At 70.0% G+C, this 25,231-nt stretch carries 21 protein-coding genes; 11 read left to right on the top strand and 10 right to left on the bottom strand.

Annotated features, from left to right (window positions below; all coding sequences use genetic code 11):
• Positions 1-5: 5 nt before the first annotated feature.
• Entirely contained in the window at positions 6-737 is a 732-nt protein-coding gene (locus tag ACQQ2N_RS04020) for a sulfite exporter TauE/SafE family protein (RefSeq protein WP_440224392.1), read from the bottom strand.
• A gap of 117 nt (positions 738-854) precedes the next feature.
• On the opposite strand from ACQQ2N_RS04020, the gene ACQQ2N_RS04015 reads away from it, so the two are divergent.
• Positions 855-1,754, top strand: a complete 900-nt coding sequence (locus ACQQ2N_RS04015; RefSeq protein WP_440224391.1) for a LysR family transcriptional regulator — start codon at positions 855-857, stop codon at positions 1,752-1,754.
• A 10-nt stretch (positions 1,755-1,764) separates the two neighbouring features.
• On the opposite strand, the gene ACQQ2N_RS04010 is transcribed toward ACQQ2N_RS04015, so the two are convergent.
• Positions 1,765-2,679: a LysR substrate-binding domain-containing protein gene (locus ACQQ2N_RS04010; RefSeq protein ID WP_440224390.1), complete on the bottom strand. Its 915-nt coding sequence runs from the start codon at positions 2,677-2,679 to the stop codon at positions 1,765-1,767.
• A 97-nt stretch (positions 2,680-2,776) separates the two neighbouring features.
• Between ACQQ2N_RS04010 and ACQQ2N_RS04005 the strand changes: the two genes are divergently transcribed.
• A complete protein-coding gene (locus ACQQ2N_RS04005; protein ID WP_440224389.1) occupies positions 2,777-3,481 on the top strand; it encodes a pirin family protein in 705 nt (234 codons plus the stop codon).
• A 42-nt stretch (positions 3,482-3,523) separates the two neighbouring features.
• Here ACQQ2N_RS04005 and ACQQ2N_RS04000 read toward each other — a convergent pair whose 3' ends face one another.
• The 4 genes from ACQQ2N_RS04000 to trxA form a co-directional block, all read right to left on the bottom strand.
• Positions 3,524-5,047, bottom strand: coding sequence for an amidohydrolase family protein (locus ACQQ2N_RS04000; protein WP_440224388.1), 1,524 nt, complete (start codon positions 5,045-5,047; stop codon positions 3,524-3,526).
• 84 nt (positions 5,048-5,131) lie between these two features.
• Entirely contained in the window at positions 5,132-5,398 is a 267-nt protein-coding gene (locus ACQQ2N_RS03995) for a hypothetical protein (protein WP_440224387.1), read from the bottom strand.
• A gap of 220 nt (positions 5,399-5,618) precedes the next feature.
• Entirely contained in the window at positions 5,619-7,340 is a 1,722-nt protein-coding gene (rho, locus tag ACQQ2N_RS03990) for a transcription termination factor Rho (protein WP_440224386.1), read from the bottom strand.
• A 198-nt stretch (positions 7,341-7,538) separates the two neighbouring features.
• Positions 7,539-7,865 carry a thioredoxin TrxA gene (trxA, locus tag ACQQ2N_RS03985; protein ID WP_440224385.1) on the bottom strand — a complete coding sequence of 109 codons (327 nt, stop codon included), beginning with the start codon at positions 7,863-7,865 and terminating at the stop codon, positions 7,539-7,541.
• A gap of 224 nt (positions 7,866-8,089) precedes the next feature.
• Between trxA and rhlB the strand changes: the two genes are divergently transcribed.
• The gene (rhlB, locus tag ACQQ2N_RS03980; RefSeq protein WP_440224384.1) at positions 8,090-9,844 is read left to right on the top strand and encodes an ATP-dependent RNA helicase RhlB; all 1,755 of its coding nucleotides are present in this window, start codon (positions 8,090-8,092) and stop codon (positions 9,842-9,844) included.
• Positions 9,845-9,917: 73 nt separating this feature from the next.
• Here the strand turns inward: rhlB and ACQQ2N_RS03975 are convergent, their stop codons facing one another.
• Positions 9,918-11,987, bottom strand: coding sequence for an alpha/beta hydrolase family protein (locus tag ACQQ2N_RS03975; protein ID WP_440224383.1), 2,070 nt, complete (start codon positions 11,985-11,987; stop codon positions 9,918-9,920).
• 166 nt (positions 11,988-12,153) lie between these two features.
• Here ACQQ2N_RS03975 and ACQQ2N_RS03970 point away from each other — a divergent pair, with 166 nt between their 5' ends.
• Positions 12,154-13,149: an NAD-dependent epimerase/dehydratase family protein gene (locus tag ACQQ2N_RS03970; protein WP_440224382.1), complete on the top strand. Its 996-nt coding sequence runs from the start codon at positions 12,154-12,156 to the stop codon at positions 13,147-13,149.
• 15 nt (positions 13,150-13,164) lie between these two features.
• Here the strand turns inward: ACQQ2N_RS03970 and ACQQ2N_RS03965 are convergent, their stop codons facing one another.
• Positions 13,165-14,652 (bottom strand): choice-of-anchor Q domain-containing protein, encoded by a 1,488-nt coding sequence (locus tag ACQQ2N_RS03965; RefSeq protein ID WP_440224381.1) that lies wholly within the window; start codon positions 14,650-14,652, stop codon positions 13,165-13,167.
• A 155-nt stretch (positions 14,653-14,807) separates the two neighbouring features.
• Here ACQQ2N_RS03965 and ACQQ2N_RS03960 point away from each other — a divergent pair, with 155 nt between their 5' ends.
• From ACQQ2N_RS03960 to ACQQ2N_RS03930, 7 genes are all read left to right on the top strand, one after another.
• A complete protein-coding gene (locus ACQQ2N_RS03960; protein ID WP_440224380.1) occupies positions 14,808-15,146 on the top strand; it encodes an antibiotic biosynthesis monooxygenase family protein in 339 nt (112 codons plus the stop codon).
• A gap of 127 nt (positions 15,147-15,273) precedes the next feature.
• Entirely contained in the window at positions 15,274-15,432 is a 159-nt protein-coding gene (locus ACQQ2N_RS03955) for a hypothetical protein (RefSeq protein WP_440224379.1), read from the top strand.
• 25 nt (positions 15,433-15,457) lie between these two features.
• On the top strand, positions 15,458-16,105 hold the full coding sequence (locus tag ACQQ2N_RS03950) for a ubiquinone biosynthesis accessory factor UbiJ (protein WP_440224378.1): 648 nt from the start codon (positions 15,458-15,460) through the stop codon (positions 16,103-16,105).
• Positions 16,102-17,763, top strand: a complete 1,662-nt coding sequence (ubiB, locus tag ACQQ2N_RS03945; protein ID WP_440224377.1) for a ubiquinone biosynthesis regulatory protein kinase UbiB — start codon at positions 16,102-16,104, stop codon at positions 17,761-17,763. Before ACQQ2N_RS03950 ends, ubiB begins: the two co-directional genes overlap by 4 nt.
• 14 nt (positions 17,764-17,777) lie before the next feature.
• Entirely contained in the window at positions 17,778-18,512 is a 735-nt protein-coding gene (locus ACQQ2N_RS03940; RefSeq protein WP_440224376.1) for a pseudouridine synthase, read from the top strand.
• Positions 18,513-18,619: 107 nt separating this feature from the next.
• Positions 18,620-19,045, top strand: a complete 426-nt coding sequence (gene arfB / locus ACQQ2N_RS03935) for an alternative ribosome rescue aminoacyl-tRNA hydrolase ArfB (RefSeq protein ID WP_440224375.1) — start codon at positions 18,620-18,622, stop codon at positions 19,043-19,045.
• Positions 19,042-19,635, top strand: coding sequence for a lysophospholipid acyltransferase family protein (locus ACQQ2N_RS03930; protein ID WP_440224374.1), 594 nt, complete (start codon positions 19,042-19,044; stop codon positions 19,633-19,635). Before arfB ends, ACQQ2N_RS03930 begins: the two co-directional genes overlap by 4 nt.
• 683 nt (positions 19,636-20,318) lie before the next feature.
• Here the strand turns inward: ACQQ2N_RS03930 and ACQQ2N_RS03925 are convergent.
• A complete protein-coding gene (locus ACQQ2N_RS03925; protein WP_440224373.1) occupies positions 20,319-22,856 on the bottom strand; it encodes a TonB-dependent receptor in 2,538 nt (845 codons plus the stop codon).
• Between the two features lie 102 nt (positions 22,857-22,958).
• The gene (locus ACQQ2N_RS03920; protein WP_440224372.1) at positions 22,959-25,196 is read right to left on the bottom strand and encodes a TonB-dependent receptor family protein; all 2,238 of its coding nucleotides are present in this window, start codon (positions 25,194-25,196) and stop codon (positions 22,959-22,961) included.
• Between the last annotated feature and the right edge of the window lie 35 nt (positions 25,197-25,231).

The raw sequence follows: 25,231 nt of genomic DNA, 5'->3' as shown, positions 1-25,231 counted from the left end.
GTCGGTCATCCGTTCACGAGGCTTCGCCCAACCAGCTGCGCACCGAGCACGACGAGCGCAGCGAGGAAGAGCGTGCGGAAGCGCCGTTCGTCGAGGCGATCGCGCAGCGCGCGGCCGATCGCCATGCCCGCGAACGCGGCGGGCAGCATGAGCAGCGAGCGGGCGAGGTCGGCGGGTGCAAGCGCGTCGCGTGAGGCGAGTCCGACGGCGAGTGCGAGCGTCGACACCGTGAACGACAGCGCGAGCGCCTGCACGAGTCGGTCCTTGCCGAGATCGATTGCGTGCAGCCATGCGACGACGGGCACGACGAACACGCCGGTCGCGCCGGTGGCGAGGCCCGTGACGGCCCCGACCGCGATCGACCACGGCGCTTCGTGGCGTGGTGATACGCGAGGACGCCAGCGCACGAGGCCGAGCACGCCGTAGGCGGCGAGGCAGCCGCCGAGCAGCAGCATCGGCCATGTCGAGCGATCAGCGGCGAGGATCGACGCGCTCGCGAGCGTGGCGATCGCCGACGCGGCGAGCAGCGGGGCGAGTCGGCGCGCGAGCGGGGCGAGTTCGCGCAGCGGGCCGATCTGCCACAGGTTGGTCGCCAGCGACGGCACGAGCATGAGCGCGGCGGCTTCGGCTGGCATCATGCGCAGCGTGAGCAAGGCCATCGCCACGGTCGGCAGGCCGAGGCCGAGCACGCCCTTGGCGAGGCCCGCGAGGAGGAACACCGTGATCGTGAACAGCATGGCGAGGACCCGGACGGAACACGTCGCGCAGCGTGCAGGCGTCGGCGGCGACATGGGAATGTGGCATTCGCGCAGGCGGCCTGCGCCTGCGCCGAAGGCTGCGGAGGCGTCGCCGCGATGCGCCACGACCTGACCGACCTGCGCCTCGTCGTCGCGATCGTCGAGGCCGGCAGCATCACGGGCGGCGCGGCACGCTGCCATCTCGCGCTGCCGTCGGCGAGCGCGCGCCTGCGAGGCCTCGAGGATGCACTCGGCGTCGCGCTGTTCGAGCGCCTCGCGCACGGCGTCGTGCCGACACCAGCGGGGCTCGCGGTCGTCGGGCACGCACGCGCGGTGGCGGCCCAGCTTGAGCAGATGGCCGACGACCTGCGCGACGTCGCCGCGGGCGCGCGCGTACGCATCGGCCTGCTGTGCAACTCGGCCGCGCGCGCGGTGCACCTGCCGCCGCGGCTCGCGGTGTTCCTCGTCGCACATCCGCAGGTCGACGTCGACATCGAGGAGCGTTCGAGCCAGGCGATCGTCGATGCGATCGCCTCGCGTCGCGCCGATCTCGGCGTGCTCGCCGACGCGGTCGACCAGGCCGGCCTTGCATCGCGGCGCTTCGTCGCCGATCCGCTCGTCGTGATCGAGGGCGCGGCGAGCGCGCAGGCCGACCGATTGCCCGCGCGTGCCGGCGGCGTCGCGTTCGCCGACGTGCTCGATGCGCGCATCGTCGCGCTCGAGGCGGACGATCCGTTGCAGGCCTTCATCGAGCGCCAGGCGCGCCGCGCGGGGCGGGGCCTGCGCGTGCGCGTGCGGGCGCGCGATCTCGATGGCGTGCTCGCGTTCGTCGCGCGCGGCGTAGGTGTCGCGGTCGTGCCGCATGCGGTGCTCGCGCGCACCGGCGTGGCCGATGCGTTGCGCGTGCACGCGATCGAGGACGCCTGGGCGCAGCGCACGCTGCACGTGTGCGCGCGCTCGTTCGATGCGTTGCCGCCCGCGGTGCGCGCGCTCGCCGATGCGCTCGCGCCGCCCTAGGTCGGCGTGTTCACGCGGCGGCCCATGGCGCTTTCGCGAAGCGCTCGACGAGGTGTTCGATGAGCACCTGCACGCGTTGCGGACGCGCGCGTCCGGGCGGCATGACGAGGTGCACGGCAATCGGCGGCGGCGACCATTCGGGCATCGCGGCTTCGAGCGCGCCGCTGGCGAGTTCGCGCCAGACGAGGAATTCGGGCTGCAGCGCGAGGCCGAGCCCGGCGACCAGTGGCGGCGTCAGGGCCTCGGCGTTGTTGACGCGCAGCACGCTCGGCACCGCGGTCGAGAACTCGCCGTGGCGCGCGTGCTGGAAGCGCCACGCCGCGCCGCTGCGCGCATAGGCGTAGGTCAGCGCGCGGTGTGCGGCGAGATCGCGCGGATGGCGTGGGCGGCCGTGCCGTTCGAAGTACGCGGGTGCGCCGACCAGCACGATGCGCACGCCGCACAGGCGCCGCGCGAGCAGGCTCGAATCGCCGAGCGCGGCGATGCGCAGGGCGATGTCGAAGCCGCCGCCGACGAGGTCGATCTGCGCGTCGCTGAAGTCGAGGTCGAGCGTGATGTCGGGATGCTTCGCCATGAAGGCCGGCAGCACCGGCGCGAGGTGGCTGACGCCGAACGACATCGGCGCGGCCATGCGCACGAGGCCGCGCGGGCGCGTGGCCTGCTCGGTGACTTCCGACTCGACCGCCTCGCCTTCGGCGAGCAGGCGGCTCGCGCGTTCGAGGGCGCCCTCGCCCGCGCCGGTCAGGGCGACGCGTCGCGACGTGCGGTGGAACAGCGTCGTGCCGAGGCGGCGCTCGAGGCGCGTGATCGCCTTGGAGACGGTGGCTTGGGCGAGCTCGAGATCGGCCGCCGCGCGTGCGAACGAACCGGTCTCGGCGACCTTCGCGAAGATCGCCCAGGCTTCGAGGTCGGGCAGCTTCGACATGTCAGAAATGGAAAGAATGGTATTCCATCGATTCCATTCTAAACGAAGTCGCGACGGCCTATCGTGCACCCACTCATCCACGCCACGGGAGCACGCCATGATTCTCCGCAGACCCTACGACAGCCTCGGTGGTGCCAACCACGGCTGGCTCGACGCCAAGCACCACTTCTCGTTCGCGGGTTACCACGACCCCGAGCGCATGGGCTGGGGCGCGCTGCGCGTCTGGAACGACGACACGATCGCCTCGAACACGGGCTTCCCGCCGCATTCGCATGCCGACATGGAGATCATCACCTACGTCCGTGAAGGCGCGATCACGCACCAGGACAACCTCGGCAACCGCGGGCGCACCGAAGCGGGCGACGTGCAGGTCATGAGCGCGGGCAGCGGCATCCAGCATGCCGAGTACAACCTCGAGTCCGGCACGACGCGCATCTTCCAGATCTGGATCATCCCGGACCGTCGCGGCGGCGCGCCGACCTGGGGCGCCAAGCCGTTCCCGAAGACCGATCGCTCGGGCCAGTTCGTGGCCCTCGCGAGCGGCATCGAGGGTGACACCGATGCGCTGCCGATCCGTACCGACGCGCGCGTGCTCGGCGCGACGCTGAAGGCCGGCGAGAGCGTCGAGTACACGTTCGCCGACGTGAAGCGCCACGGCTACCTCGTGCCGGCGCACGGCCGCGTGCAGGTCGGCGATGTGGTGCTCGAGGCGCGCGACGGTGCGGCGATCCGCGGCGAGTCGACGATCCGCATCACCGCGCTCGAGGACAGCGAGCTCGTGTTCGTCGACAGCGCGCCGTGACCAAGGGCGGTGCCGGGCCGCGTGCCTGGCATCGCCTCGCGCTCAGCGTGCCGGCGCGCGCGCGTCGCAGGCGGCGAGCTGCGAGCGGATCGAATCGAGCGACGGTGCGAGTCCGGCGAGCGCGGCGTCGATCATCCCGGTCGATCGCCAGCGTCCTGCCGCCGACACGCCGGCGATGCGCGTGATCGCATGCAGGTCGGCGAGCGGGTCGGCGTCGAGCAGTACGAGGTCGGCACGCGCGCCGACGCGCACGACACCGTCATTCGAGCCGGGCGCGAACAGCGCGTTCGCATGGACGCTCGCAGCGCGCAGCACGTCGATCGGCGCAAGGCCGATCGCACGCAGTTCGAGCATCTCCTGCTGCACCGACAGCCCGAAGGCGAGGCCCGGCAGTGCCGCATCGGTGCCGACCGTGAGCGGGACGCCGCGCTTCCAGAGTTCGCGCGTGATCACGCGCGCGGCGTCGTAGGCGGCCGGGAAGCGATCGGCGCCCGGTTGCGCGCGGAACGCTTCACCGAGGTAGCGGTTGCGTGGCGCGAGCGCATCGCGGCGCGACAGCGGGTCGAGAAGCGCATCCCATTCCGGTGGCAGCATGGCGACGCTGCGGTCCAGGTACATGCCCGTGATCGTCTTCTGCGTGATCAGCGTCGGGGTCACCGCGATGCCGCGTCGCGCGACCTCGCGAGCGAGGCGCTCGAGCGCATGCGGTGCGTAGTCGTCCGCGGCGGCGTAGCGCGCGAGTTCCTCGGCGTGCGCGATCGCATCGAGCCGATGCGCGAACGCGTCGCGCGGTCGGGCACAGCGCGCACAGCCGAGTTCGGGCAGGTGTCCCGTGGTCGGCAGCGCCAGCCGTCGTGCCTCGTCGACGACCGCGCGATACGCCTCGCTCGACAGGAACTGGTACGGCTTGACCGCGTCGTAGCCGCGGCGCTTCGCCTCGCGCACGGCCTCGATCGCGTCGGTGCGCGTGATCGGTGCGGACCGTGTCGAGGCGGGTACCGGCATGTCGCCGGCGTCGTCGACGAGCGCGGCGCGAGGCCCGTCGATGCGTCTGGCCACGAACAGGCGCGGGCCGTCGATCCGGCCTCGCGCGATCGCGTCGCGCAGCGCCAGCAAGGCCTCGTCGGCATGCGGCGAGGCGCCGAGGTTGGCGACCGAGGTGACACCCGCACGCAGCAGCATGAGCATGACGTGGCGGTCGAGCGCGTGGTCATCGCCGACGTCGAGCCCGACGATGCATGGATCGCGCGCGTCCCGCACGATACCTTCGGTGGTCAGGTGGGCGTGCGCGTCGACGAAACCCGGCACGAGGAAACGACCACGGCCGTCGACGTCGCCGGGTTTTGCGTCGGCATCCGCGGCATCGTGCGGCGTGATCGCGGCGATGCGCCCGTCGCGTACGACGACGTCGCGATGCGGGAGACTGCCGGTTGCGTCGAGCGGAACGACGGTGACGTCACGGATGCGCCAACTCGTCGGCTCTGCAGGGGAGTCCGCTTCGGCGCTCGTGGACGAGGCCGCGACGACGGCAGCGAGCAGTGCGGTGAAGGCCATGCGGAGCGGCATGGCCGGACCATAGCAGGAGCGTGTACTGGAGATTCGTGATCGTCCTGGACGGAGCAGCGGGTTGCGCTCCTGCGGATCAGCGCATCAGCCGCGACGCACACCGAGGATGGCGAGGCCGCGCTCGCGCGATCTCGACGAAAGGACCTCGAGCACGCGCTCGTAGTCGCGTTCGTCATGGCAGGTCATCTGCATCGCGACGCTGTGCCAGAGCGGGCCTTCGAAACGACCATGCTCGTCCGGGAAGAAGCCCGGCGAAAGGGCCTCGTCGACGACCGCACGGGCGCGGCGCACGATGTCCGGCTGCGAGGTCTTGTGTTCGCGATCCCCGAAGACAACGGTCAGGCCCATCATGGTCGAACTCCGCGTGGCTGTGTGGCGACGGAGCGAGTGTCGTCGAGCAGACATGAACGGAATGCGTCCGTGCCGTGTCGATTCGAACAACGCGTTCAGGTTCCGCAGGCCTGCCCGATGCGAGGGCGCGCCATGCGCACGCGTATGTCCGCACAAGCGTGGGGCGGAAACGCGAAAGGCCGCCTCGCGGCGGCCTTTCGTATCGACGGAAGCGCTGCGGTCAGCCGCCGCGCTTCATCGAATTGAAGAACTCGTCGTTGGACTTGGTGTTCTTCATCTTGTCGAGCATGAACTCCATCGCGGCGAGTTCGTCCATCGGATGCAGCAGCTTCCGCAGGATCCAGATCTTCTGCAGCATGTCCGGCTCGATCAGCAGTTCCTCGCGGCGCGTGCCCGAGCGGTTGATGTCGATGGCCGGGTAGACGCGCTTCTCGGCGATGCGGCGGCTCAGGTGCACTTCCATGTTGCCGGTGCCCTTGAATTCCTCGTAGATCACCTCGTCCATCTTCGAACCCGTCTCGACGAGTGCGGTGGCGATGATGGTCAGCGAGCCGCCTTCCTCGAGGTTGCGAGCCGCGCCGAAGAAGCGCTTCGGACGCTGCAGCGCGTTCGCGTCGACGCCGCCCGTGAGCACCTTGCCCGACGACGGCACGACGGTGTTGTAGGCGCGCGCGAGGCGCGTGATCGAGTCGAGCAGGATGACCACGTCCTTCTTGTGCTCGACGAGGCGCTTGGCGCGCTCGATCACCATCTCGGCGACCTGCACGTGGCGCGTCGCCGGCTCGTCGAACGTCGAGCTGATGACCTCGGCGCGCACGCCGCGCTGCATCTCGGTCACCTCCTCGGGACGCTCGTCGATGAGCAGGATGATCAGGTGCACGTCCGGGTGGTTGTGCACGATCGCCTGCGCGACGTTCTGCATCATCATCGTCTTGCCGGCCTTGGGCTGCGAGACGATGAGGCCGCGCTGGCCGCGGCCGATCGGCGCGACGAGGTCGAGGATACGGCCCGTGATGTCCTCGGTGGAGCCGTTGCCGCGCTCGAGGCGGAACGACTTGCGCGGGAACAGCGCGGTGAGGTTCTCGAACAGCGCCTTGTTCTTCGACGCTTCCGGCGGCTCGCCGTTGATGTGGTCGACCTTGAGCAGCGCGAAGTAGCGCTCGCCTTCCTTCGGAGGACGGATGCGTCCGGTGATGTAGTCGCCGGTGCGCAGGTTGAAGCGGCGGATCTGCGACGGCGACACGTAGATGTCGTCCGGGCCGGCGAGGAACGACTGGTCGGGGCCGCGCAGGAAGCCGAAGCCGTCCTGCAGGATCTCGAGCACGCCTTCGCCGTAGATGCCGCCGCCGGCGCGGGCGTGCGCCTTGAGGATGTTGAAGATCACATCCTGCTTGCGTGCACGCGCGACGCCTTCCTGGATGCCGAGCGTCTCGGCCAGCGCGAGCAGGTCGAGCGCGTTCTTGCGCTTGAGCTCGTTGAGGTCGATCAGCGGCCCGGTTTCGCGGGACTCGTCCCACTCCTCGTCGACCTGGGGCAGGCCGCGGTGCTGGTTGTTCTGCGGGTTGCGGTTGCCGCGGCGGTCGCGGTCACGGTCGCGCCGGTTGTTGCGCTGGCCGTTGTTGTTGTTGCCCTGCTGGTGGCCGCCCTGACCACCCTGGTGGCCTTGCTGGCCGCCGTGGCGCTGCTGGCCGCCGCCCTGGTGCTGCTGTGCGTTGTCGCGCGGCTCGTTCTGGCCGCCCGAGGGCGCCTGCGAATCGGCGTTGTTCTGCGGCGCGACGTACTCGGCCGGCGGCTGGTAGTCGAGCTGCTGCTGGTCGGGACTCGGCTGCGGCGGGGTCGCCTGGGCATCGCGCGGCGGGCGCGGGGCACGCTGGCGCTGACGCGGTTCGCGCGCGGGCGGCGTGGCGCCTTCGCCACCTTCTGGATTTTCGATATCGGACACGGACGGACCTCGATGGGGTGCCGTTGGGAGGGAAGACTTTCGGGGGGGTTACCGGAGGATCGGAGCGGAGGCGCTCCCCGGTGCGCAGGTAACTTAGCACCGTGAAATGCGGGCGACAAGCGCCCGGCCTGCGTGGAACGGGCCGGATTCCGCCGGCGGAAGGCGTCATCGCGCGTGGCGACGACGCCCTCGGAACGTTCAGATCGTGCGGTCGATGAGCTGCGCGAGCTGGGTCTTGCTGATCGCGCCGACCTGGGTCGCCTCGACCTTGCCATCCTTGAAGATCATGAGCGTCGGGATGCCGCGGACCTTGTAGTCGTGCGGCGTCCTGCGGTTGTGATCGATGTTGATCTTGGCGACCTTGAGGCGGCCCTGGTAAGTGTCGGCGAGCTCGTCGAGGATCGGGGCGATCATCTTGCACGGGCCGCACCATTCGGCCCAGAAGTCGACGAGCACGGGCTCGGACGACTGGAGCACTTCGGCCTCGAACTGGTCGTCGCTGACGTGGGCGATCTGCTGGCTCACGCGGGTTCTCCGGAAAGGTGACGGATGGGGGTAAACGGGGCGCACGCGCGTCGCGCGGCGGGTTCGGCTACACTTGCACGGTTGACCCGATGCCGACCTGAACCGGTTTGCGCCCGGCTTCAGTCCATTTCAGCCGAACTCGGCTGCTCAGCGCAAGTTGGGGATGGAATCGCGCGACGCAAGCCCGCGCCCCCCGGCTCCCCGCCTCCAGAGACCGCCACGGAATGTCACACCAGCAACCGCTCACCGACATCGTTTTCGAGAGTTTCGACCTGCACCCGAGCCTGCTTTCAGGCCTCACCGACGCCGGCTTCATCCGCTGCACGCCGATCCAGGCGCAGACGTTGCCGTTCGCCCTGCAGGGCAAGGACATCGCCGGCCAGGCCCAGACCGGCACCGGCAAGACCGCGGCCTTCCTCGTCGCGGTGCTGAACCGCCTGCTGACGCGCCCGGCCATGGTCGAGCGCAAGACCGGCGACCCGCGCGCGGTGATCCTCGCGCCGACGCGCGAGCTCGCGATCCAGATCGAGAAGGATTTCCGCAACATCGGCCGCAATACCGGGTTGACCTCCGCGCTGATCTACGGCGGCGTCGACTACGACAAGCAGCGCGACATGCTCAAGGCCGGCGTCGACATCGTCATCGCCACGCCGGGCCGCATCATCGACTACCTCAAGCAGCACGTGGTGTCGTTCCGTGCCGTCGAGGCGGTCGTGCTCGACGAGGCCGACCGCATGTTCGACCTCGGCTTCATCAAGGACATCCGCTTCCTGCTGCGCCGCATGCCGCCGCCGGCCGAGCGCCAGGGCATGCTGTTCTCGGCGACGCTGAGCCACCGCGTGCTCGAGCTCGCCTACGAGCACATGAACGAGCCCGAGAAGGTGACCGTCGAGACCGACAACGTCACCGCCGACCGCGTGCGCCAGGTCGTCTACTTCCCGGCCACCGAGGAGAAGATGCCGCTGCTGCTCAACCTCCTAGGCAAGCTCGAGGAACACCGCAGCATCGTCTTCATCAACACCAAGGCGATGGCCGAGCGCCTCACGCGCACGCTCGAGCGCCAGGGCTTCCGTGTCGCCACGCTGTCGGGCGACGTGCCGCAGGCCAAGCGCGAGCGCCTGCTCGGCCGCTTCCAGAAGGGCGAGATCGACCTGCTCGTCGCGACCGACGTCGCCGCGCGCGGCCTGCACATCCCGGCCGTGTCGCACGTGTTCAATTTCGACCTGCCGCACGATGCCGAGGACTACGTCCACCGCATCGGCCGCACCGCGCGCCTCGGCGCCGAGGGCGACGCGATCAGCTTCGCCTGCGACCTCTACGCGATGGGCCTGCCCGACATCGAGGCCTACATCGGCCAGAAGATCCCGACCGCGGCGGTCACGCCCGACCTGCTCGTCGTGCCGCAGCCGCGCCCGCGCGCCGACGGTTCGATCCCGGCCAACGAGGACGAGGACGCCGCCGACGACGCACGCAACACGGCCGGTGCGCCGCCGAAGAGCGGGCCCTCCTCGCGTGGCCCGCGTTCGCGCACGGGTGGCGGCGGTGGCCGTGACGGTGGTCGCTCCGGCGAGCGTCGCGACGGTCCGCGCCGCGAGTCGCGTCCGCCGCGTGCCCCGAAGCCTGTCGAGGCTCCGGCCGCTGAAACGACCGTGGCCGTTGCTGCCGCAGAAGCTCCTGACGCCGTCGGTGCGATCGATCCCGCCACGGGTGCGCCGAAGAAGCGCCGCCGTCGTGGCGGTCGCGGCCGCAGCCGTCGTGACGGCGAGGCTGCGGCAGCACCCGCGGCAGCGAACGGTACCGCCACGCCGGCCAAGTCCGATGCACATCCCGGTGAGCGCAAGCCGCGCCGCGAGCGCACACCGCGTGCGGGAAGCGAGGCGCGTGCTTCCACGCCGACCGAGACCGTCACGGCACCGGCCGCTGCGCACAAGAAGCCCGGCTTCTTCCACCGCATCGCGCGCTTCTTCGGCAAGCACTGACACGCTGAGCGCAACGCCTCTCGCTCCTGAGAGGGGCGAGGCGGCGCCCGTCGCGGGCGCCGCGTCCCCGTCCTCAGTCGGTGCAGTCGCCGACGCCGGCCGGGCGCGTGATGCGATTGAGGTCGAGCGGTGTGCCCGAGCCCGGCAGCACGGGTGTCGTCGTGTACTGGCCCGCGCCGGCCGTACCGCAGCCGAGCCGCAAGTCGAGCTGCATCGCCGGCACGCTCTGGAACTGCGACGGATCGAACGCATCGCCGAAACGCGGACCACTCGGGCGGTACAGCGTCTGCGCGGTGACGCCCGTCGTCAGGTCGCCCTCGAGCACGCCGGTCATCCACGTCTGTCCGCCGGCCAGGCTGCCCGGGCTGAACCACAGCGTCGCCGTACGTGTGTCGTCGAGGCGCTCGATCAGGAAGCCGTTGCCGTTGAAGCGTCGGTCCGACCACGCGCCGCTCGGCTGTGCGGGCGCTTCGCCGACGTCGTCGCAGGCGAGGCCGTCGAGCGCGGTGAGGCGGCGCAGCGCGACCTCGCGTGAGCCCCAGCCTTGCGGGCCTTCCCAACGCATGCGGCCGCTGCCGCAGTCGTCGAACGTGATCCGGAGTGCGCCCCACAGCGGCTGGTCGAGCACGTCGGTGAAGGTCGTCGCGTCGAAGCGCATCTGCGGGCGACGCATGTCGGGGATCGCGATCGCGTTGCCGTCGATCGGGCCGCTGCCGATCATCCAGGCCTGCGTGCCGGTCACGCCTTCGGGTGGGTACGTGAAGAAGTAGACGAGCGCACGGCCGTCGGGCAGCACCTCGAGCGAGATGCCTTCGCCGCTGCGCGACGGGTCGTACCACTGACCGCTGTAGCGCGCGTCGATCGCACCGGCCGACGGGCGCACGGGATAGACGCTGTCGAGCGGTGGCACGACGGCATTCGCATCGAAGCGGCAATCGCCGTCGGCACCCTGCGCGACGAGCGACTCGCACGAGGCCTGCAGGTCGGCCACGGCCGGCGCGGGACCATCGTTCTGCATCCAGTCGCGCAGCGTCATCCAGCCGGCGAGGCCCTCGGCGAGCGAGAAGCCGCAATGGCTCGGCTCGGCCTCGGCGACGATCGCACTGACGAGCCTGCCGGACGGGATGCGCTGGCGCAGCACGTCCTGATTGGACGGCACGACGAGTTCGTCGCGCGAGGTGTGCATCGACATGATCTTCGCGGTACCGGTCGCGCCGCGCACGTCGGAAGCCTCGCGAAGCTGTTGCGCAGCGAACGGATCGGCCGTGATGCGCGCGATGCCGGCCTCGATGGCCGGTTGCGGATAGACCACGCCGGTCGTCGTGAACGGGTTGCGCCCGGCGAGCTTGTCGGGCGCGCGCACGAGGTCGCTCATCGCATAGGTCGCGTAGGCGAACTGGGTGACGAAGAAATCCTCGTCCGTGGTGCCCGCCACGGCCATGAGTTCGGCCAGGCGACGGCGCTTGTCGCTCGTGCGCAGCGAGTCGGGCAGGTTCACGCCCGTGCACTGGTTGAGCGGCAGCAGGGTCGGCAGCAGCGAGAGCTGGTCCTCGAAATCGTCGAGGTTGGTCGGGATGTCGCCGAGGTTGAAGGCCCACGGTGTCGGTTCGGCGCCGGTCGGCAGGCTGCCTGCGCCGGCACAGACCACGTCGTAGGCGAGGCGCAGGTCGATCGCGTGGTCCCACAGGCGCGAGCCGGCCGCGGCAGGGCAGGCCGCATAGACGCCGTGGATCGGCGGGAAGCCCGACGACTCGGCGATGCGCAGCGCGACGAGGCCTCCGAGCGAACCGCCCCACGGAATCACTTCGCCGGGCTCGCCGATGCGCTCGCGGAAGATCTCGACGAGCTCGCGGTTGTCCTCGACGGCCGTGAACACGGCCCAGCCACGCTGGCGGTAGCTCGTCGCCGCGACGGCATAGCCCTGCGACAGCATCACGTCGCGCAGCACGCCGAGTCCCGGGTTGGGTTCCGGTTGCGAGAACGTGAAGCCATGCTGGTACAGCACGAGAGGGCCACCCGGTTGCCAGCCGGCCGGCACCGCGATGCGCCAGTAGGCGCCGGAAGGCGTGCTGCCGTTGATGTCCTGCTGGGCGTGTGCGTGCAGCGCCACGAAGCCGAGCAAGGCGAGGGCGAATCGGATCATGGCGGGTCCCCGGGGTGAGCGACAGCCGATTCTGGAACGCGGGCACTGAGCGGATCGTTAAGCGGATCGTCGAGCCGGCCTCGAAATCGGGGGGCGGTTTCCTGCACTATCCGTCACAGGGGCCGTCGCGACGCGACGGGAGACACGTCAAGGCGACACGCGGCGGATGCAGATCCTTCTGACCGGAGCCACCGGATTCCTCGGGCGTGCCCTCGCGGGCGTGCTCGCCGCACGCGGCCACAAGGTACGCGCGCTCGTGCGCCGCATCGGCCCCGAACTCGCCGCGGCCGGCATCGAGCCACGCACCGGCAGTGCCACCGCGTTCGACGACGTCTGCAACGCCGCCGAGGGTTGCGACGCGGTCGTGCATGCGGCCGGTTGCGTCGATCCGCTCGCCGGCATCGAGGCCATGCACGAGGCCAACGTGCGCTCGACCGACTGCGTGCTCGGTGCCTGCGAACTCGCCGGCGTGCCACGACTCGTGCTCACCTCGTGCGCGAGCGTCGTGCTCGGCGGACGCGATCTCGAGAACGCCGACGAGTCGCTGCCGTATCCCGCACGCTGGGCGACCCCTCTGCCGCACACCAAGGCGCTCGCCGAGCAGCGCGTGGTCGCCGCGAACGGCGAGCGCATCGCGACGGTCGTGTTGCGTCCGCATGTGCTGTGGGGACACGGCGAGCCGCATCGCCTGCCGGCCTTGTTCGATCTCGCCAAGCGCGGGCGCTTCCGTCTGTTCGGCGAGCCCGAGAAGCGCATCGACACCTGCCATGTCGACAATGCCGCCGAGGCGCATGCGCTCGCGCTCGAGCGCCTCGAGATCGGTTCACCGATCGCCGGCAAGCCCTATTTCATCGGTCAGGGCGAGCCGATCACGATCGAGGCCTTCTTCAATGCGCTGCTGCGCGCCGGCGGCTTCCCGCCCGAGACGCGACGCCTGTCGGCGATCGCGGCGCGAACCTTCGCGAGCGGCGCGCGTGCTCAGGGCGACGAGGTACCGTCGCCGCTGCTCAACGCCGGCACGCTGGAACTGTTCGGCCAGGCGAGCTGGTTCAACCTCGCCGCGGCCCGGCGCGACCTCGGCTACGCCCCGAAGGTCAGCCTCGCCGAGGGCATGACGCGCCTGCTCACCCAGCTCACGCGCGAGCGCCTGCAGGGTCGCTGATCGGCGGCGCCGCGATCAGGGATCGAATCCCGTTCCGAAGATCCGGTCCCGGTTGACCTCGACCGCGCCGACGTCGCACGAGGTGGCCTGGCCGCCGTTGATCGGGCGCGGCAGGCCGCGTGCGTCCAGTGTCGGGCAGCCCGTGTTGGTGCCGTTGTCGATCAGCACGCTGTCGGCGGCCGGGTGCAGCGTGGGCACCGATCCCCAGCTCTGCGTCATCGCGTCGAGGCCGAACGTGTTGAACGGCGCGTTCGGGAAGTAGCTCGTGAACGTCGAGTTGTCGGGGCGGAAGAAGTAGCACGAGTTCTCGCCCGTGAAGGCGATGTCGCCGCTCTGCACGTTGATCGTCGATGGGCTGCAGGCCGGGCCCGCGAGCGGCCTGGCGAACACGGTGTTGCGCACCTCGGTCGCGGTGGCACCGTTCTGCAGGTGCAGGTAGGCGCCGTTGCTCGCGAACGTGCTCGTGCCGCGCGCGAACGTGCTGTTGCGCAGGTACAACGTGGTGGGCGGGCGTCCGGTGCGCGTGAGCAGGTAGAGGTCGGCCGTGGCGAGTCCCGTGTTCTCGAAGAACGTGCCGTTGACGACGTTGAGGCGGGCGCTCTCGACCGAGATCGATCCCGCCGTGCGCGCCTCGTTGCCGCGGAACGTCACGCGTTCGAACGAGACGTTGCTGCCGAGGCCTTCGCCATAGACGACGACGGCGCCACCGGTACCGGCCTGGCGCGATCCCGTGGCGGGACACAGCGTCGCGTTGTCGATGAACTGCGTGTCGAGGATCGCCGCGCTCGCGCTAGCGGGAAGGCTCAACGACAGCGCGCCGCCCTGTCCGCCGTTGCAGGCCGTACCGTTCTGGGTCGCGTGCGTGCGATTGCCGATGAACTGCGTGCGCTCGATGAGGACCGAGTTCGCCAGCGGGCCGGCGACGCGTACGGCGCCTCCCGCGTTGACGAGGCCGATGCTGCCGCCATCCGACGAGGCGTTGTTCGTGAAGCGCGAGCGTGTCAGGCGCAGCGTGCCATTGGTGCGGATCGCGCCGCCGCCTGCGCCGGTCGCGGGCGGGCCGGAGTTGAAGCAGCTGTCGAACGTCGAGTCGATCACCTGCAGGTAGCCCTGCGTGGTGAGGTCGACGCAGCCGCCACCGTCCGCGTTCGAGCCGCCGCGCAGGTTGAGGCTCTGCAGGCGCACGCTCTGGCCCGAATTGCCGCTCGCGAAACGCAGCATCGACCAGCCCGCGCCCTCGATGCGCAGCCCCGGACTGGGTGAGCCGTCGATCACGATGGTCTGGCCGACCAGCGGCGGCAGCGCCGACGTCAGCGTGATCTGCGCATTCGCCGGCAGCTCGAAGCGGATCGTCTGGATGCCGTTGTTGGGCTGCATCTGCTGGATCGCGACGCGCAGGCTGCCTCCGCCCACATCACTGGTCGTGTTGACGACGAACGTGTTGTCGGCCAGGCACGGCGTCGCAGCGAGCACGCCGGTGGCGAGCAGGATCAGGTGGCGCATGGTGGTCTCCCCGGAAGCATCGGGGAGATTACGCGAAACGGCGGGATGAACCTTCACGATGGCGCGCGGGGCGTGACCGCGGCACGGCACTCCTGTTCCAATACGCGTCCCGCGGCACGCCACGCCGCCGCCACGCCGACACGCGGGAGTTCCGGATGGCCACGCCGTCGATCGCCAGCACGCCCGAGCCGCCGTATTACGCGGTCCTGTTCACGTCACGGCGGACCGAGATCGACGACGGCTATGGCGACATGGCCGAGCGCATGCTCGAGCTCGCGTCGCGCCAGCCCGGTTTCCTCGGCATCGAGAGTGCACGCGGCGCCGACGGCCTCGGCATCACGCTCTCGTACTGGACCGATCTCGCCGCGATCGCCGCGTGGAAGCGCGACGCCGAGCACCTCGAGGCGCAGCGCATCGGTCGCGCGCGCTGGTACGAGCACTACGACGTGCGCATCGCCCGCGTCGAGAAGGCCTATGCGATGCGGCGGCGCTGACCACGCGCCACGCCAGAATGCGCGGATGACCGACGACTCCTCCGCGCGAGGATCCGGGGTCGAGGATCTGGGGTCAGGTTCATTTTCCTGGGAAGACGTCGGGAGTCTCGAGGCGACGCAGCGGAAAATGAACCTGACCCCAGATCCCGACCTCGGCGCGATCGCCGCGTGGAAGCGCGACGCCGAGCACCTCGAGGCCCGGCGCATCGGCCGCGCGCGCTGGTACGAGCACTACGACGTGCGCATCGTTCGTGTCGAGAAGGCCTACGCGATGCGGCGGCGCTGACCACGCGCCACGCTAGAATGCGCGGATGACCGACGACTCCGCCGCGCCGCGCGCGCCGAACCCCGTGCTGGCCGTGCTCGGCCGTGCCCTCGAAGCCGTGCTCGAGCGCGCGCTCGCGCTCGATCCCGACACGCGCCAGGCCCTCGGCGCGCTCGACGGCCGTGCCGTCGCGATCACGTTCCGCGGCACGCCGCTGGCGATGCGCCTGGCCGTCGACGGTACGCGCCTGCGCGTCGGACCCGCGTTCGGCGGCGCGAGCGACCTGCGTGTCGAGGCGACGCCGGGAAGCCTGCTCGGCATGGCCGTGGCGCGCCTGCGCGGCGACGCCGACGCGGTGCTGCCGGGTCGCATCGAGATCGCCGGTGATGCCGACCTCGCGCGCCGTCTCGAGCGCCTCGCGATACGCTTCGAGCCCGATGTCGACGAAGCGTTCGCGCGCGTGTTCGGCGACGTCGCCGGCGTGCAGGTCGCACGCGGCGTGCGGCGCGGTCTCGCCTTCGTGCGCGACGGCGTCGTCGGCCTCGTGCGCGACGGCGCGGACTACCTCGTCGAGGAGAGCCGCGACCTCGTCGCGCGCGGCGAGATGGACGCGTTCCTCGACGACGTCGATGCCGTGCGCGAGCGTGGCGATCGCCTCGAGGCGCGCGTGCGCCGCCTGCAGGCCCGCCGATGATCGCGTTGCGCGTGCTGCCGCGCCTCGTGCGCATCCTCGCGGTCGCGGTGCGCTACCGCCTCGACGACGTCCTCGACGATGCGCGCCGCGTGCGCGCGCTGCGCTGGGCACGCCTCGTGCTGCCGGGTCCGACGCGCGAGGTCGCGGCGCTGCCACGCGGCGCACGCCTCGTACTCGCACTGACCGAGCTCGGCCCGATTTTCGTGAAGTTCGGACAGATCCTGTCGACGCGGCGCGACCTGCTGCCGCCCGACATCGCCGACGAGCTGACGCGCCTGCAGGACCGTGTCGCGCCGTTCCCTGGCGCGCTCGCGCGTGCCGCCGTCGAGCGCGCGCTCGGCGCGCCGGTCGAGCAGCGCTACGCGCGTTTCGACGACGAGCCGCTCGCCTCGGCCTCGATCGCGCAGGTGCATGCAGCGACGCTGCCGGACGGCCGCGAGGTCGTGGTCAAGGTGCTGCGTCCCGACATCCGTGCGCGCATCGCGCGCGACGTCGGCCTGCTGCGCGCGCTCGGCGAACTCGCCGCGCGCGTGCATCCGAACGCCGACAAGATCCGCCCGCTCGACGTCGTCGCCGAGGTCGAGGGTACGCTGTTCAACGAGCTCGACCTGCAGCGCGAGGGCGCCAATGCGAGCCTGCTGCGGCGCAATTTCCTCGGCTCCGACGATCTCTACGTGCCCGAGGTGCACTGGTCGCACACGACCGCCGAGGTGCTCACGCTCGAGCGCGTGCACGGCATCCCGGTCGACGACCTCGCCGCGCTCGACGCGGCCGGCATCGACCGCGTGCGCCTCGCCGAGAAGGGCGTGCAGCTGTTCTACACGCAGGTGTTTCGCGACAACTTCTTCCACGCCGACGCGCACGCCGGCAACATCTGGGTGGATGCCACACGCCGCGAGAACCCGCGTTTCATCGCGCTCGACTTCGGCATCATGGGCTCGCTCTCGGAGCAGGATCAGTTCTGGCTCGCCGAGAACTTCCTCGCGCTGTTCCACCAGGACTACAAGCGCATCGCCGAGCTGCACCTGCGCGCGGGCTGGATGCCGGCCAACGTGCGCACCGACGAGCTCGAGTCGGCCGTGCGCGCCGTGTGCGAGCCGTATTTCACGCGGCCGCTCAGCGAGATCTCGCTGGCCGAGGTCGTGGTCAAGCTGTTCCAGACCGCGCGCCGCTACCAGCTCACGCTGCAGCCGCAGCTGATCCTGCTGCAGAAGACCCTGCTCAACATCGAGGGCGTCGGCCGCCTGCTGCACCCGCGCATCGACATCTGGGCGACCGCACGCCCCGTGCTCGAGAAGATCTGGTGGGCGCGTCGCGGCCCGAAGGCGATGCTGAAGAAACTGCGTCGACGCCTGCCGGAGTGGCTCGCGGTCGCGCCCGACATGCCGCAGCTCGTGCACGACTGGCTCGAGCAGCAGACCACCGGGCGTGGTGAACTGCGCATCCGTTCCGACGACCTCGCGCGGCTCGAGGCGCGCTCGCGCACCAGCCAGCGCCTCGCGACCTGGCTCGTGCTTGGCGCGGCCGCGGCGATCGCCGCGGCGCTGCTGCAGGTGTTCGACACGCAGCTCCCGCGCTGGGGTGGTGCGTCCGTCGCCGCACTCGCCGCGGCCGGCATCGCCTTCGTCGCGTTCGTCGCCGCCGCGCGCACGCGCTGACACGGAAACCTCCGATGATCCTGTTCCAGGACGACCATCTCGTCGTCGTCGACAAGCCCGCCGGCATGCCCGTGCACCGCAGCCGCATGGTCGCCTGCGACGACGCCTACCTCATCGACGTGGTGCGCGAGCAGGTGCCCGGCGCGCTGCACCTGATCCATCGCCTCGACCGCGCCACGAGCGGCGTCGTGCTGATCGGCCGCAATGCCGAGGTCGCCGGCGTGCTCGGGCGCCAGTTCATGGCGCGCGACGTCGAGAAGACCTACCTCGCGGTCTGCCGCGGCTGGCCGGACGAGACCGGCGAGATCGACTACCCGCTGCCCGGCGTGCGCGAGGACGGCGAGCGCAAGCCCGCGCTGACACGCTGGCGACGCCTGCACACGATCGAGGTGCCGATCGCGATCAACCGCTACCCGCAGCAGCGCTACGCGCTCGTCGAGGTGTCGCCCGAGACCGGGCGCTACCGGCAGATCCGCCGTCACTTCGCCCACGCGCGGCATCCGCTGGTCGGCGACACCAGCCACGGTCGCACCGAGCACAACCGCCTCTACAAGCAGTACTACGGCGTGCACCGTCTGCTGCTGCACGCGTGGCGACTCGCGTTCGCCCATCCGGTGACGGGTGAGCGCGTCGAGGTGTCGGCGCCGCTCGATGCCGAGTTCGCAGGCCTGCTGCAGCGATTCGAGTGGACGCTCGAGGGCGCGCCGCGCAGTGGCGAAGGTGCCGCGGCGGAGACCGCCGCGGCCTGAGTCGGCCTGGCCGCTCCCGCACCGGATGCCGGCGTTCTCGCCGCTGATCGGCTCGCCATGCCGCACGGCAGCGTGGAGTCGACACGCCGCACCGCTAGAATCCGCGCATGCTCGAGATCAATGCCCAGCTGTCGATCCCCGACGACGAACTCGTCGAACGCTTCGTGCGTGCGTCGGGGCCCGGCGGACAGAACGTCAACAAGGTCGCCAGCGCGGTGGAACTGCGCTTCGACGTCGCGCGCTCGCCGTCGCTGCCCGAGGCCTTGCGCGAGCGCCTGCTCGCGCGTCGCGACCGTCGCCTCACCGACGAAGGCGTGCTCGTGATCCAGGCGAGCCGCTTCCGCGACCAGGCCAAGAACCGCGACGACGCGCAGGCGCGCCTCGCCGAGGTGATCCGTGCCGCGCTCGTCGTGCCGAAGAAGCGTGTCGCGACGAAACCTTCGCGTGCCTCGCAGGAGCGGCGCATCACCGGCAAGAAGAAACGCGCGACGATCAAGCAGGGCCGCGGCTCGCGCGACTGGGGTGGCGATTGAGCGACGACCTGCTGCACCGTCCGCTGCCGCCGTCGATGCCGCAGTACCCGCAGAATGCGTGGCGACGTCTTGCGCGATGGGTGCTCGAGCGCTGCGGCTGGCGCTTCGTCGGCGAGTACCCCGATCTATCCAGGCTCGTCCTCGTCGGTGCGCCGCACTCGTCGTGGTGGGACGGCGTGTGGGGACTGCTGGTCAAGGTCGCGATCGGTGCACGCGTGTCGTTCATGGCCAAGCGCGAGCTGTTCGTCGGGCCGCTCGGCTGGCTGCTGCGCCGGCTCGGCGGCATCCCGATCGAGCGCAGCGCGACGCACGGCCTCGTCGACCAGATGGTCGCGCGCTTCGCCGAGCAGCCGCAGCTGTGGCTCGCGATCGCGCCCGAGGGCACGCGCCGCCGCGTCGACAAGTGGAAGACCGGCTTCTGGCACATCGCGCGCGCGGCCGGCGTGCCGGTCATGGCGGTGTACTTCCACTACCCCGAACGCACGATCGGCTTCGGTCCGGTGTTCGAGACCACGGCCGACGTCGACGCCGACGTCGCGCGCATCCGCGCGTTCTACGCGCCGTGGAAGGGCAAGCACCGCGGCGCGTGAGGTAACGCTCATGCGCAATGAGTCACGCGCCGATGGTGAAGGCGTGCTTCCGCGCATCATCAAACCTTTCGGAAAAACGTCATGCCCCGCACACCTTCGCGGAGCCACGGCATGCGGCGGATGTCACCGTGCACGGCGGAATCGCCTGCAGCGGTTCCGCCCTGCGTGTCGAGTGCACGGGTAGGGCGGAACCCGCGCAGCGGATTCCGCCGTGGAGAACGACAAGCCCGCACGAGTCGAGAGCCGCTCGCGAAGGTCCACGCGTCGGTGCTTCACGCAAATCCCCCGCGAGAAACGTCATGCCCAGGGAAGTTCGTGATGCCATGGCGTGTGACGGCGTCACCGTGCACGGCGGAATCGCCTGCGGCGGTTCCGCCCTACGTGTCGAGTGCACGGGTAGGGCGGAACCCGCGCAGCGGATTCCGCCGTGGAGAACGATAAGCCCGCACGAGTCGAGAGCCGCTCGCGAAGATCCACGCGTCGGTGCTTCACGCAAGCCTCTCGCGAAAGATGCCATTCATCCCGGAGGTTCGTGACGCCATGGCATGCGACGCCGTTACCGTGCATGGCGGAATCGCCTGCGGCGGTTCCGCCCTACGCGATACCCGTGTGGTGAATCCATGCGGTGGTCGTCGTGGCGTGTTGCCAAAAGCCCGCCCCCTCACGGAGGCGGGCCGTGGTGCTCAGTAGAACGCGTAACGCACGCCTACCCAGAACGCACGCGGTGCGCCCGGTGCGTAGAACGTCGCGTGGCGCAGCGGGCGTTCGCCGTCGACCACCGGTCCCGAGAACGGGCGTGCGATGAAGCTGCCGTCGTCGGTGAAGCCGGTCGCGGCCAGTTGCGCCGCGGTGTAGTACTGGCGGTCGAACACGTTGTTGACCTGTGCGAACACGGTCAGCGACGGCGTCGGGCGGAAGCTCGCGCCGAGGTTGGTCACCGCGTAGCCGCCGGTCTTGCCCTTGCCGAGGTAGTAGAGGCCGTCGGGTTCGTGCTGGTTGTTCTCGTTGCCGCGCGCGTACACGCCCGAGAGCGCGATCATGTCGGCATCGAGCGTGAAGCGCTCGGTCACGTCCCACTGCACCGAGGCCTTGAACAGGTGGCGTGGCACGAGCGGGATGCGATCGCCGGGTTCGATCTCGATCGCGCCTTCGAAGCCGTTGCCTTCCTCGTTGGAGCTGTTGCCTTCGCCGTTCACTTCCTCTTCGCTGCGGTAGGTCGCGTCGAGGAACGTGTAGTTTGCGCCGAGGCGGAATGCACCGAGTTGGGTCGAGGCACCGAGCTCGACGCCCTGGCGGCGCGTCTCGCCGAAGTTGCGGAAGTAGCCGAAGCCGGCCTGCTCGTCGGACACGAACATGATGTCGTCGTGGTTGTCGGCGCGGAATACGCCCGCGTTCCACGCGAAGCCGCCCGCGTCGCCGCGCATGCCGGCCTCGATCGTCTTGGTCACGACCTGCTCGAGCGGCGGGTCGCCGGCCATCGAGTTCGGCAGGCGACACGGGTTTTCGGGATCGGCGCAGCCGAGTTCGATCGCCGACGGCGCGCGGCTGCCCTCGTTGTAGCCGACATAGGCGCTCCACGCCTCCGACGGCGCGAACGTGAGGCCGACGGCCGGATTGAAGCGGTCGAACGTGTGGTCGCCGTCGAGCGAGCCGGGTTCGCCACCCGGCGTGATCGCGTCGCGGTTCTTCACGCGTGTGCGGTCGTAGCGCCCCGACACGGTCAGCGCGAGCGCCGGTGCGAGTTCGATCGTGTCGCTCGCGAACATGCTCCATGTACGCGTGCGGCCGCCGAGATCGACACGCGCGTCGAACGCGTTCTCGGAATCCTGCGTGCCGTCGGCGAACGCGCCGGGCCCGTCCACGCCGACCACGCCGCGATCGGGCGACAGGTAGCCGAACTGCGAGGTCTGCTTGAAACGAGAATGACTCGCATTGGCGGACGCGCCGAACACGAGCACGTTGCGACGATCGCCGAAGCTGCCGTCGAGCGTGAACTGGCCCGACACGCCGCGATCGATCTGGTTCGTCGCGGTGCGGTTGATGAGGCCGTTGCACTTCTCGTTCGGCTCGTCGTTGAGCAGCACGTTGGCGATGCAGCGCCAGTACGGGAACGGCGTGTTCGCGGCGGTCTCGCCGCTGACCGGGAAACCCGTGTAGCCGGCGGCGGCGAGCGCTTCGCGTTCGGCCGCGCTGGGCTGGTAGACGTTCTCCTCGAGCGCTTCCTCGTTGATGTCGCCGTTGTAGGTGGTCGTCTCGATGCGGCGCCACCAGGCGTTGCCCGAGAATGAGAGCGTGTCGTTGAAGCGGTGCGTCGCGGCGAGGTTGAGGAAGTCCGAACGGTTGGTCGTGTTGTCGGGCTTGGTGTAGACGCTTGCGTAGTCGCGCTCGAGAAAGCGCTGTTCCTGCAGGCCGTTGCCGGTGAGGTCGGTGTCGGCCCAGGCGCCGGTCAGCGAGATGTCGGTGCTGTCGTTGCGCCAGCCGATCTTGCCGAACAGCTGCTTGGCGTCGGTCGGCGAATCGTCGCGCCAGCCGTCGTCCTTGAGCTGGTTGCCGGTGAGGTACCCGTGCACGCCACTGTCGGCATGGCCACCGATCTCGAACTCGCCGGCGTGACGCGAATCGGAGCCGTAGCCGAGCTGGATCGCGGCACCCGGGGCACTGAAACCGTCCTTGGTACGGATCGACAAGGCGCCACCGAGCGTGTTGAGCCCGAACAGCGGGTTCGATCCGGGCATCAGCGCCATCGAGGTGATCGCCGCACGCGGGATCAGGTCCCAGCTGACCACGTCGCCGAACGGCTGGTTGAGGCGCACGCCGTCGAGGTAGACGGACAGGCCTTGCGGCGTGCCGAGCAGCGGCGAGGCCGTGTAGCCGCGATAGTTGATGTCGGGCTGCAGCGGGTTGTTCTGGATGTCGTTGACGTAGACGCTGCCGAGCGTGCGGTTCATGTAGGCGGTGAGGTCGATCGCGTTGCTGCGCGCGATCTCCTCGCCGGTGGCGATCTGCACGGGCGCGGCGATCTGGTCCTTGTCGAGTGCGGCACCGGGCAGTGGCGTGATGCCGATGACCGTGACGGCGGGCAGCTCGTCGCCATCGGACGGCAGCGCGGGTTGTGCCTGCGCGACGGCCGACGCGGCGAGCGCGCCGAGCACGGCGAGCGTGATCGCGCGCGGACGCGGGCGTGTCGTGATGGAACGGATCGGGGTGTGGCGGGTGGACATGCTGCTCTCCCTTCTTCATTGGCGGGTCGTCACCGGAGCGGTGCGATCCCTTGTCGTGATGCGGTGTCGCCGCGGCGGTCGCCCGCCGCGGCGTGGAACGGATTACTGGAAACGCAGCGTCACGCCGCCGATCACCGTGCGTTCCGCGCCGGGGCGCAGGCCGTTGGCGTAGTCGGAGATGTAGCGCTTGTCGGTGAGGTTGCGGCCTTGCACCCACAGCGTCGCCTTCGTGTTCGGAATCGCCCAGCTCGCGCGCGCCGACAGCAGCGTGCGGCCCGGCACGAGGCCGAGCACGATCGGTTCGCGCAGGTCGATCACGTCCTCGGGGCCGAGCGGCTCGCCGTCCTCGTTGGCGAGGATCGGATCGCGCGTGTTGGCGGGATCGGTGAAGAACTCGCCCTGGCGCGTGACCGTCGCGCTGACGTGCCAGCCCTTGTCGTGCTCGAGGCCGAGCGTGAGGCTGCCCGAATGCATCGGCACCTCGGGCACGCGGTTGCCCTTGCTCGCGCCCTGCGTGAACACCGCGTCGGTGTAGCTGTAGGCGAGCAGGCCGTAGACGTTGAGCGCCGATCCCGTGAACGCCGCCGAATCCAGGCGCACGCCGAGGTCGATGCCCGTCGCCTTGGAATCGGCCGCGTTGATGAAGAGATCCTCGCCGCTGGCCGGGTCGATGAAAGGCAACTGCACGAGCGTGTCGCGCAGCTTGTTGTGGAACACCGCGGCCTCGACGGCGAGACTGGCGCCGACGTTCGAGCGCAGGCCGATCTGGCTGTTGACGCCGATCTCGGGCACGAGCGGGAAGTCGCTGCCGCGCGCGGTCGCCGGCGTGTAGCCGCGCTGCACGCTCGCGAACACATGCGTGTCGCGCCAGCCGTCGTAGAGCAGGCTGACGCCGGGGAGCGCGATCGTCTTCTCGTACTCCTCGCGCGCCTCGCGCGTCGGGAACGTGCGCTGGCGGCGCTGCGTGTAGCGCTCGGCGCGCAGGCCCGGCGTGAAGGTCCAGTCGCCGAACCGCATGACGTCCTGCACGAACAGCGACACCGCCGAGGACTGGTACGGTTCCTTTCGCGTGGTCTCGCCGCGGTTGCTTTCGGAGAGGATCTCGCCGACCTCGCCCTCGGTGCGCTTGTCCATGAACAGGTGGCGCTCGACGCGCGCACCCCATTGCAGCGTATGGGCGACCGCACCGGTCGTGATGCCGCCGACTTCCATGCGGTTCTCGAGGCCGAACGTGCGGTAGTGGCGGTCGCGGCTGATCATCTGACCGTTGCCGTCCGCTCCCGGCACGAACGCGCCGTCGCCGTCGTCGAGCACGAGGTCGGGCAGCGCACCGACGAGGTATTCGCCGGGATCGACCGTGAAGCGCGGACGATCGAGGTCGGTGGCGAAGAACTTCGTCGACGAGCGCCACTGCGACGAGAGGTCGATGTTGTGGACGAGATCGAGCTTGGCGTAGTTCACCGCGATCGTGTCGTACTCCTGGCCGAAGCGGCCACGCTTGCGAAACGGATCGACCGCGTACTCCTGCGGCGTGAGATTGCTCTCGTCGTAGTGCGAACGCTCGCGCAGGTAGGTCAGCGAGACGTGCAGGTCCTGGCGCTCGTCGAGGCGGTAGTCGAAGCCCGCGTAGACGTCGTGGTACTCGGTGTCCTCGACGTCGAACACGCCGTCACCCTTCAGGTGCGTGTACGAGAGCACGCTGCCGAGGTCGCCGTCGGTGCGGCGATGCATGACGTGCTGCTTCGAGGTCGCGTGGTTGCCGAACGCGAACTCGGCGGTCGTCTCGGGTATCGCGGTCGGTGCCGTGTTGCGGAAGTTGACGATGCCGTGGTTGTTGAGCGGCCCGTGCAGGATCTGGCCGTTGCCCTTGAGCACGTCGATGCGCTCGAGGCGTTCCATCGGCGGCGTGTAGTGGGTGCTCGAGTCGAGGTAGGTCGAGGCGTTGATCGGCGTGCCGTCCTCGAGCATGAGCACTTTGCGCGAGCGCCGCGACGGTGCACCGCGGATGCCGATGCCCGAGCGCCGCGCGAACACGTCGTCGTCCTGCGTGTGCACGCCGGGGATGAAATCGAGCGCGTCGTGCACGGTGTACGGCAGCAGCTTGTCGATCTCGTCGGCGGTGAGGATGCCGGTCGCACCGGGTGCGTCCTCGGGCTGGTGCGGCAGGATCTCGCGCACGTCGATCAGCGGCAGCGTGACCGCATCCTCCTCCTCGCGGCGCTCGGTCTCGGCGCGTGAGGCGGGCATCTCCATCATGCAGAATGTCGCCAGGACGAATGCCGAAGGCCTGATCGAAGCGGGCTTGCGGCGATGGCGGAACGCGGTGCTGCGGACTGTCATGGACCCTTCTCCCTTGGTTGTCCGGTCGTCGATGG

Source organism: Dokdonella aquatica (genome assembly GCF_051987395.1).
Lineage (GTDB): Bacteria > Pseudomonadota > Gammaproteobacteria > Xanthomonadales > Rhodanobacteraceae > Dokdonella.
Note: the sequence above shows the minus strand (reverse complement) of the source record. Positions and strands in the feature narration are given on the sequence as shown.

Bases quoted from the DNA above. Each gene is read 5' to 3' on its own strand.
- ACQQ2N_RS04020 (WP_440224392.1), bottom strand. From the start codon at position 737: ATGCTGTTCACGATCACGGTGTTCCTCCTCGCGGGCCTCGCCAAGGGC.
- ACQQ2N_RS04015 (WP_440224391.1), top strand. From the start codon at position 855: ATGCGCCACGACCTGACCGACCTGCGCCTCGTCGTCGCGATCGTCGAG.
- ACQQ2N_RS04010 (WP_440224390.1), bottom strand. From the start codon at position 2,679: ATGTCGAAGCTGCCCGACCTCGAAGCCTGGGCGATCTTCGCGAAGGTC.
- ACQQ2N_RS04005 (WP_440224389.1), top strand. From the start codon at position 2,777: ATGATTCTCCGCAGACCCTACGACAGCCTCGGTGGTGCCAACCACGGC.
- ACQQ2N_RS04000 (WP_440224388.1), bottom strand. From the start codon at position 5,047: ATGCCGCTCCGCATGGCCTTCACCGCACTGCTCGCTGCCGTCGTCGCG.
- ACQQ2N_RS03995 (WP_440224387.1), bottom strand. From the start codon at position 5,398: ATGATGGGCCTGACCGTTGTCTTCGGGGATCGCGAACACAAGACCTCG.
- rhlB (WP_440224384.1), top strand. From the start codon at position 8,090: ATGTCACACCAGCAACCGCTCACCGACATCGTTTTCGAGAGTTTCGAC.
- ACQQ2N_RS03975 (WP_440224383.1), bottom strand. From the start codon at position 11,987: ATGATCCGATTCGCCCTCGCCTTGCTCGGCTTCGTGGCGCTGCACGCA.
- ACQQ2N_RS03970 (WP_440224382.1), top strand. From the start codon at position 12,154: ATGCAGATCCTTCTGACCGGAGCCACCGGATTCCTCGGGCGTGCCCTC.
- ACQQ2N_RS03965 (WP_440224381.1), bottom strand. From the start codon at position 14,652: ATGCGCCACCTGATCCTGCTCGCCACCGGCGTGCTCGCTGCGACGCCG.
- ACQQ2N_RS03960 (WP_440224380.1), top strand. From the start codon at position 14,808: ATGGCCACGCCGTCGATCGCCAGCACGCCCGAGCCGCCGTATTACGCG.
- ACQQ2N_RS03955 (WP_440224379.1), top strand. From the start codon at position 15,274: ATGAACCTGACCCCAGATCCCGACCTCGGCGCGATCGCCGCGTGGAAG.
- ACQQ2N_RS03950 (WP_440224378.1), top strand. From the start codon at position 15,458: ATGACCGACGACTCCGCCGCGCCGCGCGCGCCGAACCCCGTGCTGGCC.
- ubiB (WP_440224377.1), top strand. From the start codon at position 16,102: ATGATCGCGTTGCGCGTGCTGCCGCGCCTCGTGCGCATCCTCGCGGTC.
- ACQQ2N_RS03940 (WP_440224376.1), top strand. From the start codon at position 17,778: ATGATCCTGTTCCAGGACGACCATCTCGTCGTCGTCGACAAGCCCGCC.
- arfB (WP_440224375.1), top strand. From the start codon at position 18,620: ATGCTCGAGATCAATGCCCAGCTGTCGATCCCCGACGACGAACTCGTC.
- ACQQ2N_RS03925 (WP_440224373.1), bottom strand. From the start codon at position 22,856: ATGTCCACCCGCCACACCCCGATCCGTTCCATCACGACACGCCCGCGT.
- ACQQ2N_RS03920 (WP_440224372.1), bottom strand. From the start codon at position 25,196: ATGACAGTCCGCAGCACCGCGTTCCGCCATCGCCGCAAGCCCGCTTCG.